General features: G+C 67.7%; 13 protein-coding genes and 2 pseudogenes. 12 read left to right on the top strand and 3 right to left on the bottom strand.

Features of this window, described 5'->3' with window-relative positions; translation table 11 throughout:
- Positions 1-176: 176 nt before the first annotated feature.
- A complete protein-coding gene (locus FHS39_RS03490; RefSeq protein ID WP_184346224.1) occupies positions 177-683 on the bottom strand; it encodes a gluconokinase in 507 nt (168 codons plus the stop codon).
- A gap of 99 nt (positions 684-782) precedes the next feature.
- On the opposite strand from FHS39_RS03490, the pseudogene FHS39_RS25245 reads away from it, so the two are divergent.
- Positions 783-1,007: pseudogene (locus FHS39_RS25245) on the top strand (GntR family transcriptional regulator); the annotation flags it as partial.
- Here the strand turns inward: FHS39_RS25245 and FHS39_RS03495 are convergent.
- Positions 956-2,389, bottom strand: coding sequence for an amidase (locus FHS39_RS03495; RefSeq protein WP_184346225.1), 1,434 nt, complete (start codon positions 2,387-2,389; stop codon positions 956-958). The pseudogene FHS39_RS25245 and the gene FHS39_RS03495 sit on opposite strands and share 52 nt — an antisense overlap.
- 167 nt (positions 2,390-2,556) lie before the next feature.
- Here FHS39_RS03495 and FHS39_RS03500 point away from each other — a divergent pair, with 167 nt between their 5' ends.
- From FHS39_RS03500 to FHS39_RS03540, 9 genes and pseudogenes are all read left to right on the top strand, one after another.
- Positions 2,557-2,988 carry an SseB family protein gene (locus FHS39_RS03500; RefSeq protein WP_343069372.1) on the top strand — a complete coding sequence of 144 codons (432 nt, stop codon included), beginning with the start codon at positions 2,557-2,559 and terminating at the stop codon, positions 2,986-2,988.
- Positions 2,985-3,560 carry a hypothetical protein gene (locus FHS39_RS03505; RefSeq protein ID WP_184346226.1) on the top strand — a complete coding sequence of 192 codons (576 nt, stop codon included), beginning with the start codon at positions 2,985-2,987 and terminating at the stop codon, positions 3,558-3,560. Before FHS39_RS03500 ends, FHS39_RS03505 begins: the two co-directional genes overlap by 4 nt.
- 9 nt (positions 3,561-3,569) lie before the next feature.
- On the top strand, positions 3,570-8,417 hold the full coding sequence (locus tag FHS39_RS03510) for a putative T7SS-secreted protein (protein WP_184346227.1): 4,848 nt from the start codon (positions 3,570-3,572) through the stop codon (positions 8,415-8,417).
- A gap of 681 nt (positions 8,418-9,098) precedes the next feature.
- Positions 9,099-9,416, top strand: a complete 318-nt coding sequence (locus FHS39_RS03515; RefSeq protein WP_343069338.1) for a hypothetical protein — start codon at positions 9,099-9,101, stop codon at positions 9,414-9,416.
- 142 nt (positions 9,417-9,558) lie between these two features.
- Positions 9,559-9,999 carry a hypothetical protein gene (locus tag FHS39_RS03520; RefSeq protein ID WP_184346228.1) on the top strand — a complete coding sequence of 147 codons (441 nt, stop codon included), beginning with the start codon at positions 9,559-9,561 and terminating at the stop codon, positions 9,997-9,999.
- A gap of 3 nt (positions 10,000-10,002) precedes the next feature.
- A pseudogene (locus FHS39_RS25940) lies at positions 10,003-10,227 on the top strand (RHS repeat-associated core domain-containing protein); the annotation flags it as partial.
- 616 nt (positions 10,228-10,843) lie between these two features.
- The gene (locus FHS39_RS03530) at positions 10,844-11,248 is read left to right on the top strand and encodes a ketopantoate reductase C-terminal domain-containing protein (RefSeq protein WP_184346229.1); all 405 of its coding nucleotides are present in this window, start codon (positions 10,844-10,846) and stop codon (positions 11,246-11,248) included.
- 101 nt (positions 11,249-11,349) lie between these two features.
- The gene (locus FHS39_RS03535) at positions 11,350-12,105 is read left to right on the top strand and encodes a DUF4190 domain-containing protein (protein ID WP_184346230.1); all 756 of its coding nucleotides are present in this window, start codon (positions 11,350-11,352) and stop codon (positions 12,103-12,105) included.
- Positions 12,106-12,252: 147 nt separating this feature from the next.
- On the top strand, positions 12,253-12,672 hold the full coding sequence (locus FHS39_RS03540; RefSeq protein ID WP_184346231.1) for a hypothetical protein: 420 nt from the start codon (positions 12,253-12,255) through the stop codon (positions 12,670-12,672).
- Between the two features lie 119 nt (positions 12,673-12,791).
- Here the strand turns inward: FHS39_RS03540 and FHS39_RS03545 are convergent, their stop codons facing one another.
- Positions 12,792-13,052 carry a hypothetical protein gene (locus FHS39_RS03545; protein ID WP_184346232.1) on the bottom strand — a complete coding sequence of 87 codons (261 nt, stop codon included), beginning with the start codon at positions 13,050-13,052 and terminating at the stop codon, positions 12,792-12,794.
- Positions 13,053-14,333: 1,281 nt separating this feature from the next.
- Between FHS39_RS03545 and mycP the strand changes: the two genes are divergently transcribed.
- Both mycP and FHS39_RS03555 read left to right on the top strand, forming a co-directional pair.
- On the top strand, positions 14,334-15,524 hold the full coding sequence (gene mycP, locus FHS39_RS03550; RefSeq protein WP_184346233.1) for a type VII secretion-associated serine protease mycosin: 1,191 nt from the start codon (positions 14,334-14,336) through the stop codon (positions 15,522-15,524).
- Between the two features lie 42 nt (positions 15,525-15,566).
- A complete protein-coding gene (locus FHS39_RS03555) occupies positions 15,567-16,745 on the top strand; it encodes a DUF1266 domain-containing protein (RefSeq protein ID WP_184346234.1) in 1,179 nt (392 codons plus the stop codon).
- Positions 16,746-16,759: the final 14 nt, after the last annotated feature.

Here is a 16,759-nt window from a genome sequence, read left to right on the forward strand (position 1 = left end):
CGCCCGCCCTCAGGCGCTACCGAGGGCGGGCCCCTGCACCACCACCGACAGCAGCATCACAAACCCCCGCCCACCACGGAGGGCGGCGGGGCCGCGGACAGCATCTCGACGCTGAGAGTGCTCACGGGCGTTCCTCGAAGGTGGAAGGGGGCTGTCGGATACAGGAGGTCAGCGGGTCACAGCCGCCGCAGTGCGGCGACGGCCCGTTGCGCGATGACCGTCGCCTCCGGCGCGACGTCCACGGCGGCACCGGTCTCGTCGGCTTCCAGCGGCTCCAGGGCCGCGAACTGCGAGTCCAGCAGCCGGGGGGTCATGAAGTGCCCCTTGCGGGCGGCCATCCGGGCGGCGATCAGCAGGCGGTCGCCGGTGAGGTGGAGGAAGACGAGCCCCGGCACGGCGGCGCGCAGCCGGTCGCGGTAGGCACGCTTGAGGGCGGAGCAGCCGATCACGCCGCCCTCACCGAGGGCGGCCCGCCCGCGGGCCCAGTCACCGATGGCATCGAGCCAGGGGGCCCGGTCGGCGTCGTCCAGCGGGATGCCCGCGGACATCTTGGCGACGTTTGCCGCGGGGTGGAAGTCGTCCCCCTCGGCGTACGGGACGCCGAGCGCCTCCGCCACCAGCGGGCCGACCGTGGACTTGCCTGTACCGGCCACGCCCATCACCACCACGACTCGGCTGGTCATCGCCGCGCCCACCTCGCTGTCTCCGTCGGCGTCTCCGTCGACCTCGCTGTTCGCGGCCCACTGAAGCTCATACGTATGACGTATTCAAGAGCCCGCACCTCCCGGCGACGGGTCGGCGTGACCGTCCTGCCGGCCGAGGAGTGGAACGTCTACGACCCGCGCGTCATCCGCTGGCGGCCGGCGGGCCCCGACCGCCCCCGCCGGCTGCGCTCGCCGACCGTGCTGCGCTCGGCCGTCGAACCGGCCGCGGCGGGCCTTGCCGCCCGGGAGCCCTACCCCTCCGGCCACCGCTCGTACCAGCGCTCCGCCGCCTCCACCTGCGCGGCCAGCGACACGAGCAGCGGCTCGCTCCCAGCCGGCCCGAGGAACTGCGCGCCCAGCGGCAGCCCCGAGGCCGTGAACCCGGACGGCACGCTCACGCCCGGCCACCCCAGGACGTTCCACGGCCAGGCATACGGACACGCCGCGATCATCCGCTCGTTCGTCTCGCGGCTGCCCAGCCCCGTCAACTCCCCGACGCGCAGCGGCGGACAGGCGGTCGTGGGGGTGAGCACCAGGTCGTACCGGCCGAACAGCTCCCCCACCCGGCGCCGCAGCGGCCCCTCCGCGGCGCGGGCCGCGCGCAGCACCTCGCCGCCGAAGAGCAGGCCGCCGCGCGCGTTGACGTGCGTACGGGGGTCCAGCAGGGCCCGGTCCGGCGTCCGGCGGGTCCACTCGCGCACCCCGGCCATCGAGCGCGGCACGAACGACAGGCCGATCAGCCCGTAGCGCGGCTCTTCCTCGACCACCTCGTGCCCGAGCGACTCCAGCCGCTCGGCCATGCGGACGGTCGCATCCCGCACCACCGGGTCGAGCCGGTGCCGTACGGCTGCGAAGGCGGGCCGGAAGGAGAGCGCGATACGCAGGCGGCGCGGCTCGCGCCGGGCCGCGGCGAGCAGGTCGACGGGCGGCGGCCGGTGCAGATCACCGCGGTGCGAACCGGCGACGGCGTGGAGCAGCAGGGCGGCGTCCGCGACCGTACGGGCGAGCGGGCCGTCGGCGGTGAGCCCCCGGAAGGCCTCGCGCGCCGGGGCGGTCGAGACCCGGCCGCGCTGCGGTTTGATGCCGACCAGGTGCGTCCAGGCGGCGGGGATCCGGATCGACCCGGCCCCGTCCGACCCGAGCGCGGCCGGCACGAGCCCGGCGGCGACGGCCGCCGCGGACCCGCCCGACGAGCCGCCCGGTGTGTGCTCCAGGCTCCAGGGGTTGCGCGTGATCCCGAAGGCGGGCCCGTCGGTGACGGGCCACTGCCCCAGTTCGGGCGTGTTGGTCTTGCCGACGATCACGGCACCTGCGGCCCGTAATCGCCGTACGGCCTCACTGTCGGCGTGCTGCGGCGGGAAGTCCCCGGCACAGCCGAACGCGGTCGGCTCCCCCGCCACGTCCATGTCGTCCTTGACCGCGAGGGGCACGCCGAGCAGCGGCCGACCGCGTTCCCCGGCGGCGAGCAGCCGGTCGGCCTCGTCGGCCTCGCGCAGCGCCGCCTCGGCCCGCACCCGGCGGAAGGCGTTGAGCGTGGGCTGGGTGTCGGCGATGCGGCGCAGGGCGTCCTCGACGAGGGCGCGGGAGGTGACGTCGCCACGGGCGAGGGCGAGGGCTTGTTCGGCGAGGCCTCTCGGGGCCTGCGACTGCTGTTGCACGTGCTGTTGCTGCTGCTGTTCCGTCATCAGATCCCCCGGTCGTGATGGTCGAACAGAACTCACGGTAACGGCACGGACATTCGCTTCACAGTCGAAATCGGTGCGATTTGCAGTCATGTTGTCGCCATGTTGTTCGATACGCTGCCGGGCGGCATGGAGCGGGGCGAGGGGCCGGGGAGGCGAGTGGTGTGCCGGTGTCGGCGTGGCGGCTGACGGAAGAGGTGGCCGCGGTGCACGCCGCGCGGGGCAATCCGTCCGCCCTCATCGGCGAGTTCCGGCGGACGGCTGTGCTCGTACCGCTGGACGAGGCGGGCGGGCTGTGGACGGTCGTGCAGGACGGCATCCGATGGGTGTGCGCGTTCACCGACGAGGCGGCGCTGGGCCGGTTCGCTGCGGCGCGCGGCGAGGCGGACGCGCGCCGCGAGTGGGAGTACCGCTCCGTGTGGGGCGCGCGGCTGCTGGACGTGGTCGTACCGGCCCTCGGCGTCCCGGCCGGGGTGGCGCTGGACGTGGGCAGTCCGCATCCGATGCTCTTCCCGCCCGTGACGGGTGTGGTGCCCGAGGCGGTGGCGCTGGACGACCCGGACAACGTGTACGCGCACGTGGACGAGGAGGGGGCGCGGTGAGCGGCAAGCAGCTCAAGGCGGACAACGAATCGCTGAACGGCATCAAGAACGGCATCAACGACGCGATCGGCGAGCTGAAATCGCTCGGCACCCCGGGCGAGGCTGCGGTCGGCCGCGGCTTCTCGGAGCTGTCGCTGACCGGCGTGGAGACCGGCCACGACGGCCTGACCTCGGCTTTCAATGACTTCTGCGACCGCTGGGAGTGGGGTGTACGGGCGTTGATGCGCGACGCCGAGCAGTTCGCGGAGCGGGTGGGCCTGGCGGCGGGCTATTACCACGAGCGCGACGTCTACATCTCCAAGACCCTCAAGGTCGCCGCCAACGCCACCTTCGGCAATCCGCACCTGTCGGACGACCAGGTGGAGAAGACCTCGTGGGGCGATGTGCTGGCGGACAACCCGTACACGCAGGCCCGCGATGCCGACTTCAGCGCCGACTCCTTCGTGAAGCAGGGCGAGCAGGCGAAGAAGGTGTGGTCGCAGACGGCGAAGGACTTGGAAGACAGCGCGAAGACGGGCGGGGTGACCCCGTTCGGCATGGCGTACCGGCAGGCGCGCGGCTCGAGTGAGTGACAAGGACTGATGAGCGACATATTCAGCGGGGCCGCACACGCCTTCAACTCGGCCGGTGAGTGGGGCGAGAAGAAGCTCCAACAGGGCAAGAAGAAGCTCGGCCAGGCCGTCCACGCGGGCACCGAGGCCGTGGGCGACGTCCTGGACGCGGCCGGTGCGCACGGCGCGGCCGACACGGTCGAGGACTGGGGCGACGGGGCGGCCTCCGCGCTCGGTGCCCACGTCGGTGAGCGGCAGCTCGGCGAGAGCGAGGAGGCCGAGGAGCTCGTCCACGGCAACGTCAAGAAGATCAACGCCACCGCCAAGCACCTGCGCAGCTTCCACACCGCGTTCGACGGCATCCACGGAAACCTGCAGCGCATCCGCGCGACGGACTGGAAGGGCGAGGGCGCGGACGCCTTCACCACGAAGTTCGTCGAGCACCCGCAGCAGTGGGCACATGCGGCCGACGCCTGCGAGGCGGCCGCGGGCGCGCTGGAGGCGTACGCGCACACGGTCGAGTGGGCGCAGGGTCAGGCCAAGGAGGCCGTCCGCCTGTACAAGAAGGCCAAGGAGGCGGAGAAGAAGGCGGTCGACGCGTACAACGCGAAGGTCGTCGTCTACAACCTGACGCTGGAGAAGGGCAAGGACCCGGGCCCCAAGCCGGACAAGCCGGGCAAGGTCGGCGAGGCCGACGTGCACGAGGCGCGGCGCATCCTGACCGAGGCGCGCAAGCAGCGCGACACGGCGGCGGGCGAGGCCCGCTCGAAGGTGGCGGCGGCCGTCGCGCACGCCCCGGCGAAGCCCTCCTTCTCGGACCGGATGAAGGGCGACGCCCTGGACCTCGCCGACGGCGGCTCGCTTGAGCTGCTGCACGCCGCGGGCGGCGGCATCCGCGCGGCGACGGACATGGAGAAGATGGCCCGCTCCATGAACCCGGCCGACCCGTACAACATGACCCACCCCGCGGACTACCTGGGCGGTCTGAACAACTCTGTTGCAGGCATGCTCTCCCTGGCCTCCCACCCGGAACGCGCCCCCGCCGCGCTCCTGGGCACCGGCTGGGGCTCGGACCCCTCGGAAGCGGCGGGCAAGCTCGCCGGCACCGTCCTCCTGGCCGTGGCCACGGGCGGCGGCAGCACGGCCGCGGCGTCGGCGGCGGAACGCACGGCGGCGCGGGAGGGGGCGGCGGCGGGGGAACGGGCGGCTGCCGGGGTGGAGAAGGGGGCGGCTTCCGGGGAGAAGGGGGCGGCGAGGCAGCAGGCCGAGAAGAACCCGGAGAGCGCCGGCCAGTCGGACGGGCAGAAGTGCACCAACGGCACCGACCCTGTCGACCTGGCCACCGGCTACATGTTCCTGCCCCAGACCGACGCCCATCTGCCCGCGGCGCTGCCGCTGGCCTTCTCCCGCCGGGCCCAGTCCGGCTATGCGGCGGGCCGCTGGTTCGGCCCTTCGTGGGCGAGCACGGCGGACCAGCGGCTCGAAGTCGACTCCGAGGGCGTGGTGTTCGTCTGCGAGGACGGCAGGCTGCTGACCTATCCGCACCCGGCCCCCGGCGTTCCGACCCTCCCGTCCCACGGTCCTCGCTGGCCCCTGGAGCCCGCCGAGGACGGCGGGTACGTCATCAAGGACCCACAGCGGGGACTCACCTGGCACTTCGCGCCCGGCAGCCGCCCCGAGGTGGCGCTGCTGGAGCAGGTCTCCGACCGCAACGGCCACTGGATCACCTACGAGTACGACGACCACGGCACCCCGCTCGCCCTGACGCACAGCGCCAGCTACCGCATCCGCATCAGCACCGAGTCGGGGCGCATCACCGCCCTCCACCTCGCCTCGGCGGCCCCCGACGGTTCGGACGCCGAGCTGATCCGCTACGGCTACACGGACGGAAACCTGACGGACGTCGTCAACTCGTCGTCCCTGCCGCTGCGTTTCGGTTACGACGACCGGCGCCGGATCACGTCCTGGACCGACCGGAACGGCCGCGGCTACCGGTATGTGTACGACGACCTCGACCGCTGCGTCTTCCAGACCGGCACCGAGGGGCACATGCGCTGCACCTTGGAGTACGGGGAGCCGGACCCCGAGACGGGCCTGCGCGTCACCACACTGACCGACGCCCTCGGGGACACCACCCGCTCGGTCTTCAACGCCCGCAGCCAGCTCGTGTCGGAAACCGACGCCACCGGGTCCACGGTTGTCACGCAGTGGGACCGCCACGACCGCCTCCTCTCCCGCACCGACCCCCTCGGCCACACGACGGAGCTGCGCTACGACGCCGAAGGCAACCCGGTCGCGGTCGTCCGCCCCGACGGGCGGGAGAGCACGGTGGCGTACAACGACCTGGGCCTGCCGGAGACGCTCACCGGCCCGGACGGCGCGACCTGGCACCAGACGTACGACGCGGCGGGCAACCGCACCTCGGTCACGGACCCGGCGGGCGTGACGACGACGTACGCGTACGACGGCCTGGGGCACCCGGCCGCGGTGACGGACGCGCTGGGCAACGTCACGCGCGTCCGCTGCAACGCGGCCGGCCTCCCCATGGAGATCACCGACCCGCTGGGCGGCGTGACCAGCTACCGGCGCGACGCCTTCGGCCGCGTGACGACCGTCATCGACCCGGTCGGCAACACGACCCGCCTCTCCTGGACGGTCGAGGGCAGACTCGCCCGTCGCATCGCACCGGACGGCGCGGAGGAGACGTGGACGTACGACGGTGAGGGCAACTGCACGGCGCACACCGACGCCCTGGGCGGCGTGACGACGTTCGAGTACACGGACTTCGACCTCCTCACGGCACGCACGGGCCCGGACGGCGTCCGCCACGAGTTCACCCACGACCACCGGCTCCAGCTCCGGAGGGTCACCAACCCCCAGGGCCTGGCATGGTCGTACGACTACGACCCGGCGGGGCGGCTGATTGCGGAGACGGACTTCGACGGCCGGAGGCTCACCTACGCCCACGACGCGGCCGGCCGCCTGACGGCCCGCACGAACGCGCTCGGCCAGACGATCACTTACGAGCACGATGTGCTCGGCCGGGTAGTGGCGAAGAACGCCGACGGCGCGGTGACGATGTACGCCCACGACCCGGCCGGACGCCTGCTGGAGGCCGCGGGCCCGGACGCGACGCTGGTGTACGGCCGCGACCGCCTCGGCCGCGCCAAGTCCGAGACGACGAACGGCCGGACGCTTACGTTCGCGTACGACAAGCTGGGCCGCCGGACGCGGCGGGTGACTCCGGCCGGGTCGCTCAGCACGTGGACGTACGACGCGGCGGGGCGGCGAACGTCGCTGACGGCGTCGGGCCGCACGTTCGACGTCGAACACGACGCGGCGGGAAGGGAGGTGGCCCGCCACTTCGGCTTCGGCGAGGGCCTGACCCTGACGACGGACTGGGACGCGGCGGGCCGGGTGGTCTCCCAGTCGGTGATGGCAGGTGCGGACCGCTTGCAGCACCGCTCTTACACCTACCGCCGTGACGGCTACCTGACGGCGATGAACGACCGCAGCTTCGAACTGGACGCGGCGGGCCGCGTGACGGCCGTCGACGCGCCGGGGTGGCAGGAACGGTACGCCTACGACGCGGCGGGCAACCAGACGCAGGCCAGCTGGCCGACCGAACACCCGGGCACGGAGGCACAGGGCACGCGCGCGTACTCCGGCACACTGCTCAAGCGCGCGGGAACGGTCCGCTACGAACACGACGCGCAGGGCCGGGTGGTCCTGCGCCAGAAGGTCCGCCTGTCCCGCAAGCCCGACACGTGGCGCTACGAGTGGGACGCGGAGGACCGCCTGAGGTCGGTGGTAACGCCGGACGGGGTGACGTGGCGCTACTTGTACGACCCGCTGGGCCGCCGAATAGCGAAGCAGCGCCTGACGGATGCGGGTGATGTGGCGGAGGAGGTGACCTTCACCTGGGACGGCGCAACGCTGACGGAACAGACGACGACGGGATCCTTGCCAAACCTGGTCACGCTGACGTGGGACCACGACGGCCTCCGCCCGATCTCGCAAACCGAACGCATATCGGCATCGGACGCCCCGCAACACGAGATAGACAGCCGCTTCTTCGCGATCGTCACGGACCTGGTCGGCGCCCCGACGGACCTGATAGACGAGTCGGGCACGCAGGCGTGGCACACCCGCTCAACCCTCTGGGGCACCACGGCCTGGTCCAGAGACAGCACGACGTACACCCCCCTCCGCTTCCCAGGCCAATACTTCGACCCAGAAACGGGGCTGCACTACAACTTCCACCGGCACTACGACCCAGAAACGGGTCGGTACACGTCCCCTGATCCGCTGGGGCTCGCCCCGGCCCCGAACCCGGCGACGTATGTGCACAATCCGCTGACGTGGGCGGATCCACTGGGATTGTCTCCATGCCTTAGCCCCGGCGGGGGCCAGATGGACTATATGGAGCACAGCAGCATCCCTGCTGGCGCTCCCGTTACACATGGCGAAACAGGCACACTGATCGGCTCGGACGGCGCCAGCACGCGAAACTTCCAGAACGTCCTCAACGCCGGTGAACACGACGTCGTAGCCCACGGCACAAGAGGGGGCTTCCTGGACCTACCCGGGGGTGAAGTGAATGGAGGTCAGTTGGTCGACGCCGTCAGGAACAACCCCCACTACAATGGCGGACCATTGCGGCTCATGGTTTGTCATTCCGGAGCCGATTCATCTGGCATTGCCCAGCAACTGGCCAACGAGATGGGGGTAACTGTTAGAGCGCCAACAAACAAAGTCGGCACCAATCCGGTCCTCGGACCCGGCCAAGTACCACAAATCGCAGACGGTGGGTACTGGCGAACATATCTCCCCATGTTACTAAAGGAACAGCATGCAATCGGTGGGCTTCTTCCGTGAGCTGGAACCCGATAACCCGAGCACCTTCAAGGAACCAATCAAGGACTCCTTGCAGTGTGACGTCTCCTACGCAAGGGAGGATGTGGCCCGGTATCTGGACGGGGGGCATCCAATTTTCGACATCATGGAGTCGACTGTCGACGTAATTGGGAATGTTTTCCGAGTTCCAGGGGGCTCATCCGTCATGACTGACGGGGAGTTCGTATGGCGAACTGACCTTTCCTCCTACGTAACTCGATACTCGATCAGACTCCCCGAGGAGTTTCTGAAGTTTATGCAGGAGAAACAGTTCAAGGTTCCGGACGTGCCCCGCACTCGGTTGCTTGAACTCTCCCTTGCGGTGGGCAGGATGCTTAATTTTCGCGACAACCCTGGCGCGGGGCCTCAAGCAAAATAAGGGGAAAGAGAGGCCCTGGTGCTGCCCCGATGACGGCCAGAAAGGACTGGCGTGGAGATTGAGCTGGTGCGGGTCGAACAGGGTCCGCCGCACACCGTGCAGTTTACCTGCTGCGTCGGCCGCGCGTGGGGCACGTGGCGCGGGCCTGGCGGCCCGAGGAGTTTTCAGCCTCGCTCATTTCTCCCGGTCAGTTCGAAGAGGCATGGAATCGCGCAACCTGGCCCCCAGCACATGAGCCATCCCATGTTACGAATCCAGCCTGAGCTGTTGAAGGCGAAGCCACAGTGAGAAGGATTGCCGTTCCCGACTTTCACGGAAAGCCTCAAAATTACATCGCGGAGCTGGATGTAACCACCGAAGAACTGGAATCACTGTGGGGGCCGCGTGACATATCCATGGATGACCTCGGCCCATGGTTCACTTTCGCATTCTCCCTGGACAGCGGCTTCCTGGCCGCCTTGGTGCGGGAAGTCGAAAATGCGCCAACCCCGGGATACATTTTGACAGTCATCGGGCAGAAGGAACTCCAGGGCATACTGGAGGACTTCCTCACAGAATCGGGATTTGCCCCAGACCGCGTATTGCGCAGAGGATTTGAATAACCTTTGCTGTATATGTTGGCGGATCAGTCAGGGGTGGCAAAAGAGCACCGTGGGCCCGGGTAAGCCAACCCGTGGGGGGATCGCTATCGGGACGGCTTTAGTTGAACGACAGCCACTACAAATGCGCGCGAGGGACCCAAGAATGGCAGAGCCGAGCCGGGAATATCTGCTACAGATCATTTCAAGCAGCGGCCTAACGGTGCTTGGCACGACTCCATGGCCAGAACTCCCGACAGTGGAGCAAGCATGGAAGGTCATGGCCGGCATGGAAACCGCGCCAGCCGCAACAATTAGCCAGAAATCTCCGCACGCCTTTGCCGAAGTGGACCATCAATGGCTGACTCAGGCGTCTAACAACTCCCTATTCACCGACGACGGAAGCTTTCTCATCAGCATCGCCGGACGAGGAAGCCGGGAAATTGGCTGGACTTCCGTTAAATGGTCCGATAGTGCCGATTTGGCTTCGAACCCCCAGAGTGATGGCGACCCCGAGTTTGTGGCAATGTCCTTGAACGGGAAGCACATCTGCGGCGTTACGACAGAGGAATACGACTATTGGGTCGTCTCCCATCAGTTCGATTAGAAAATAGACGAGCAAGGCACAGCGGCGTGGCGTACGCGCGCCACACTATGAGGCACGACGGCATGGTCGAGGGACAGCACGACGTACCCCCTCCGCTTCGCAGGCCAATACTTCGACCAAGAAACAGGCCTCCACTACAACTTCCACCGCCACTACGACCCAGAGACGGGTCGATACACGACGGCGGACCCGCTGGGGCTTGCCCCGGCCCCGAACCCGCCTGCGTATTCGACAGCAGCCGTTATGAGCGCACCAGAGCCGATCGCGCACTGGACGATGCCCGGTTATGGGTGCGGTACGCGCTGCACCGGTGCTAACTTGATGTCCAAGCGGCTGGGCGCCCGGCCGTGAGAAGGCCCCCGCCACGGAGGACAGTCCGCGACGAGGGCCACCGAAAGAGATCGGACGGCTGTGTGGCCGTCAGCCCTCAGTGTCCTTGAGGACTGCCGGTCACCGCCCGGTCAACCACCTCCCGAACTCGCGGATTACCGCGTAGACCCGCTCGCGAAGTGGCTTCTTCCGGTGGCGTCCCATGGGCGCCCCCTCCCTACGTGCGCACCCTGTCCGGGAGTGCTCCGGAGGACGCCCATGCCGGGCGCCCTGGGGCGAGCGTCCGGAGATGTATCCACGTCCTCGTGGGAGGGGGCGCACGAGGTGCGCCACAGGTCACAATAGTGCGCTGCGGACGGGGAGTTGGGCGATTTATCTGGTGCCGTCCCCGATAGGGTGAAGAGGGGCACGGCCGCGTGACCTCGGTCGCTACCGGGCGGGCCTGACAACGAGGCCCCTCCAGGCGTTCCGGGCCTCCGCCCTGTCGGCGGTACGCGGATCCCGGTCGGCGCGCGTGACGGTCTCAGGGGCCCCGGCGGCCTGGGCGAAGCTGTGCCTCAATGCCGCCAACGGCGCCGTCACGGCCCTGACCACACGCCGGATGCGGGTCTTCGCCAACCCCCGTGTCGCTCGCCTGGGCCGCGCGCTGGTCGAAGAGGCGTGGCTGGTCGGCAACGCGTCGGGCGCGCGGCTGCCCGACGACCTCCCTGACCGGGTGATCGAACGACTCCTCCGTATGCCGCCGGAGTCCGGCAGCAGCATGCTCTGGGACCGCCTCGCAGGCCGCCCGCTCGAATACGACGCCCGCAATGGCGCCGTGGTCCGCGCGGGCGTCCGAGTGGGTGTCCCCACTCCTCACAACGACACCGTCACCGCACTCCTTGAGGCCATCAGCGAGACCTTCGACGAGGCCGGGTGAGCGGAGCTCCGGTCGTGGAGGTCCGATTGAGTACGGCTACTCAGGCCGCCTGAGTGAGCGGGCGGTCCCGGGGACGACCTGTCGCGGGGTGTGATCACCTCATGAAGACGAAGCCGCTGCCGGACCTCCCCGACCTCATGCCCAAGCCGCTCAATGGCGTCGGCATGGCGGCACTGGTGCTGGCCGTGATGGCTGTGCTGGTCGCCGGCACACTCTGGGGCATTCCCTTGGCCGGCCTGCTGGGTCTGGCCGCCACGGTCTGCGGCGTGATCGGATGGAGGAAGGTAAGGCAGGGCAAGACAGATGGACGCATCCCGGCACTCGTCGGTCTCATTCTGGGCGCGCCCACGGCAGCTGTCTGCCTCGGCCTGACGGTGTGGTTCATCGACGCGATGTCTCACGTCAACGACAGGCCCGAGGATCTGGTCTCGAAGGGCGGCGCGTACGAGGCTCCGCTGAGCCCGGGTGAAACGGCGCGCTACCGGGACGGTGTGAAAGTGACGGTGGGCACGGCCCGTCGCATCCCGAACCTCCCTGGCGACCTGGCCCTGGTGAAAGGCGAGGTGACGTACGAGTTCACGGTGACGTACGTCAATGATCAGAAGAAGTCCGTTCAGCTGGCTTGGAACGGCATCAGTAGCAAAGAGAAGATCACGCCGGGCGATCTCACCCCCGACGGCCCCATGAGCCCGGAGTGGGACCGCCATCACCCCTGGTTCCCGGACGAGCTTGCGCCCCACCAGAAGGTGACGGTGAAGATGCACATCAACGCCCCACCGGACTCGACCGCCCTGGACTTCACCTGCACCCCGGCGGACTACCGGTCCGAAGCCCACTGGCTGTTGCCGCTCCGTTAAGGACGCCGATCCGTCTCCATGCGCTCGGCAGGTGACCTGTCTCCGTCAAGCGTGTCGCGGGGGAACTGGGCGATGTGTGTCATGGGCAGTTAGTAGCCTTAGCCCGGGGGCAACGCATGGGACTGAGCCAGTCGGGAGGGGACAAGCGTGGGTACGGGTGGGGGCGCGGGCGACAAGCTGTACGCGGAGCTGCAGTCGCTCAAGATCTTCAAGGGGCGGGTCGATGAGGTCCTGACGGAGCTGGGTGACTCCGAGGCGGCGCCGTCACGAGTCTCCGAGGCTCGGCTGGAGGCCGGCCTCATGGGCGTGAACTTCGCCGAGGTCAACTCTCTCCACAGCGCGTACAACAACGTTCACTCACAGCTGGAGACTCTTTCCCAGCTCCTGAGCGACATGATCGAAGCGCTGGGCACGGCGGTCCACGGTGCCCGGGTGGGCTACGAGAACATCGACATCGAGGTCAAGGAACGCATGTGGGCGGTGCAGCGCCGTACGCAGGAGCTCTTCGGATCGCCCAGCGACTCGCACACCCAGCGCTGCAACCGCAGTAGCCAGGTGGAGTTCTGATGGCCACGCCTTGGGGGCCTGCGAGCCCGTCCAACAACCCTGTCAGCCCTCTCATCAATCCGCTGCCGGCCAGCGGGCTGTTCACCAACTCGAACTTCGAGTCGATGTCGCATGAGCAGCTACGCGCCATGGTCGAGCACGCGGACCCCGAAAAGGCGGCTGTCCTGGGGCTCAAGCTCAATGCGGCCGACGCCGCTCTGACCAAGGCTGCTGAGGCCCTCAGGGTCCACATGGGCCAGGTCGAGTGGGAGGGTGAAGGCGGCGAGGCATTCCGCACATGGAGCGCTGACTTCGTCAACGCCATCCTGCGCGTGGGCAAGCTCAGTGGTACGGCTGGTGAGTGGATGGGCCACGCCGTTCAGACGCTGCACGAAGTCCACGGGCAGATGCCCGAGGTGTCCTCTTCGGCGCGCGCCACGCTCGACGCCTACCTCAACAATCACAAGGGGCAGGTGGGAGCTGTTGCTCCGCCGCTGCAAGGTGACCAGAGCGGCAGCACGCTGCAGAGCGGTGGCCCTACGCAGAAGCAGGCGTACGAGGCCCAGCAGCAGCTGGAGACGGATCGCACCCGTGCAGCACAGCTCATGAAGAAGCTTGCCGAGTCGTATTCTTGGTCGGCGCACAACATTGGGGTGGCGGAGCGGCCTACGCTCAAGGCGCTGCCGGGTCAGATTGTGGCACCGGATCCCCGTAATCCCGTCGATGGCTCTGGGTACATTCAGCCAGCCGGGAGCAGCAGCCCTCAGGCCGATACCAGCAACGGCGGTTCGAGCGCTGCTACAGCGAGTCCAGCCGAGTCCGGCCGTGACCACGAGGCAGGAAGACTGGTTCCGCTGGCCGAGGACCGTGGTGAAGCACTGCCCAGACGGAGGGCTGGCACTGAGATCGACAGCGCCACTCCGCTGCCGACACTTCCTTCCAATCCGCCCGCAAGTCACGTGAGTGACCCGTCTGGCAGTGGGAGGGTTAATGGTCAGGTGCCACTGCCGACATTTCCCGTGCCGCCCCTGGGGGGATCCGGGGCAACCAAGGTCACACCGCCGACCGCCGGCCGTCGGGTAAACCCGCCGACTTCCCCGTCCATTCCGACGAGGCAGGGGATTGGTGCAGCACGGCCTGGCCCAGCAATACCTCAAGCACCCGACCCGGGCATTGTCGGCGGGCGCCCGGCTCCTCCCCAGTCGGAACGACCTGCCGGTCAGATTCCGCGTGGCACAGTCATTGGCGAAGATCCAGGCCGAGGTCAAGCCCAAGGACGTCTACCAATGGGGTCCGGGCCTGCTTTCGGCAGCTCGGCCGGTCCGGGAGGCAGCAGGTCAGGCACAGGTAGCGGACGGCGTTTGGTCAGCGAGCCCGGCGGGGTTGTCGGAGGCCGGACTATGCAGCGCCCTGGTGCGTCCGACGACAGACCCTTCACCCCTGGTGGAACGGGATTGGTTCGGAACCGCCCCACGTCTGGCAGTGACTTGCTCAGGCAAGGCGGCATGCAGCCACAAGCGTTTCCAGTACCACCGTCTGGCGGCAGTTCATCCTCTCGGCGCGGGCGTGGTGGCCAGCGGCCCGACTACCTAGTTGAAGACGAGGAGACTTGGTCGCAGGGCAGCGGACGAGTGGTACCAGGAGTCATCGACTGAAATCCCAACGTCTAGAAGGAATACGGCATGCATAGCAGTACCCGCCGTAGGTTCGGTCGGTGGACCAGTGTCATTACTGCCGCTGCAAGCGTGGTCGTAATCACCTCGTCGGTCACGCCCGCTCAGGCAGATACGATCCGCTCTCGGCAATGGCATCTCGACGTGATGCAGGCAGACGCAATGTGGAAGATCAGCACCGGTCAGGGCATCACCGTCGCAGTAATCGACACGGGGGTGGACACGTCGCTGGCAGACCTTCAAGGTCAGGTACTTGAAGGGCGAGACTTCTCGCACCAGGCTGGTGGTGCACATGCCGATGCCTTCAATCACGGCACGAAGATGGCAACACTTATCGCTGGCACCGGAAAGCGGGCCGACGGAAATGGCGCATTTGGTCTCGCACCAGGAGCCAAGATTCTCCCCCTACGAGTGGCTGACGGCTCTGTGGCCAGGAACCAAGCCGAAGGATCGCAGGAATTTACGGCAACCCTGAGTGATGCGATCCGATATGCGGCTGACACTGACGCAAAGATCCTCAACATCTCACTGGCAAACCCAGAGGAAAGCGAACAGGTCTCAACCGCGGTCCAATATGCACTGAAGAAGGGCAAACTTATCTTCGCAGGTGCCGGAAATAGCGGAGAAGAGGGGAACCCGGTTGAGTACCCGGCGGCACTGCCTGGGGTCGTAGGCGTTGCAGCAGTCGATCGAACTGGCGCAGCGACCAAGGAATCAGAACGAGGCCCTCAAGTGGACCTCGCTGCACCTGGCGACGAAATTGTCACCTCCTGCGCAGGCGGCACCCAGCTCTGCAAAAGTCACGGCACCAGTGACGCCACCGCCCTCACCTCCGCCTCCGCCGCCCTCGTCTGGTCCGTGCACCCCACCTGGACCGCCAACCAAGTGCTTCGCGTTCTCATCAACACCGCCGGTGGGCCGAAGAGTGGCGAAAAGCGCAGCGACACCGTCGGGTACGGCGTGGTCCGGCCGCGTATCGCCCTGCAGAATCCTGGGGATCCTGGTCCCCCGGATGTGAACCCACTTGCGGAGTCCGACGGTTCCTCGTCAAGGCTGAGAGGCGACAGCGCATCCAAGGCAACCAAACACCACGATTCCAGCCTGTTTTCGCAACGCAACGTACTCGTAGCCGGTGCCGGTGCAGCGGTGGTTCTGACCATCGTCGGCGGGGTGCTGTTCGCTCGGCGGCGGAGGGCCTGACCAGCCAAGAGTGCCGCATCCCCGCCGACATAGAGTTTCCCCATGGAGATACCGAAGCCGCCACCGTTTCCACCGTGGCAGGCGCCTACCGATGTCGAGCATCGGCTGTACGAGGCGAAGATGCGCGGCGACTGGGCCTCGTACTTTGACGTCCTCGCTGACGCGCATCTCTATCACGCGATGCCTCGAGGCTTCGCGGAAGCCAATCCCGGGTACGTTACTCGAACCCCATACTGGCAGCGCCAGGCTGGCAGGCTTTGCTATACCTTTCTGACCGACGGCATGCTGCCCCCACCAGTGTCCGACCCGGTCTTTTTCCGGACCGACCTCGCCGCGACCGCTGACAAGTGGGCCGACCCCGCCGCTTGGCTGGCCATCAATCCCGGCTCTCCATGCGAGGCCTACTTTCCTGCCCGCCCCCAAGACCGGTTCATGTGGCAGCAGCATGCCCAAAGGGTGTCGCATGACTGCTCGGGGGCACTACGCACACTGTGGGTGGGCGGTCCGCTGCATGGACTCGTTGCCCACGGACTGGCCTGTGGTGCATTGCTGTGCGTCAGCAATGGCTCGCTGTGGAACGCCATGGGCTGGCACGGCACGGGGTTTCCCCGCGAACGGGAGCGCCTACAGGAGTGGTGGGGCATCGCCTCACGTGCGGACTGGCTGGAGGCGATAGAGGGTCTTTTGCAGACGAACGTCTCTCAGTCTGCCTGGGAGTTCGTACTCCAGGTGCGGCGGGCCATTGCGCGGGAGTACGGAGGCATGGTCGAGCCGTCACACTGGCGCGAGGTGATCGAGCGCGTGGTTCGCCACCGTGAAGGCGAGAAGGACGCCGGTGCCGAAGTCGGCAGACTACACAAACTCGTTGGCCGAATAGCGCGCTACGAAGCGCGGTTCCGCGCCGACGGACTTCTTGGGGAAAGCAAGCAGGTGCGCTCGGTCGCAGCCTGGCATCTCGGCCGGGCATCGAAGATGGCGCGTTGGGGTTTGGGAGCCCGCTATTGCGACCCGGCCGAGGCTCAGAACGCTGTGGTCCGGGCCGGGCGGGCCGCCCAGGTCAGCTACTCCTCATGGGAGGACTTCTCCGCTGGCTATATCCTCGGCCGCTGCCTCCACTTCGATGAGGAGGAGTTCGGCGGCTGGTACCAAGACATGCTCGAAGCCCATCGGATCCTGGTCACTGATCCCAGTAGTCCATGGCTCAACCTGCCTTTCAAGTAGGCGTTTCATCCCGC

Source organism: Streptomyces olivoverticillatus (assembly GCF_014203555.1).
GTDB classification, from domain to species: Bacteria; Actinomycetota; Actinomycetes; order Streptomycetales; family Streptomycetaceae; genus Streptomyces; species Streptomyces olivoverticillatus.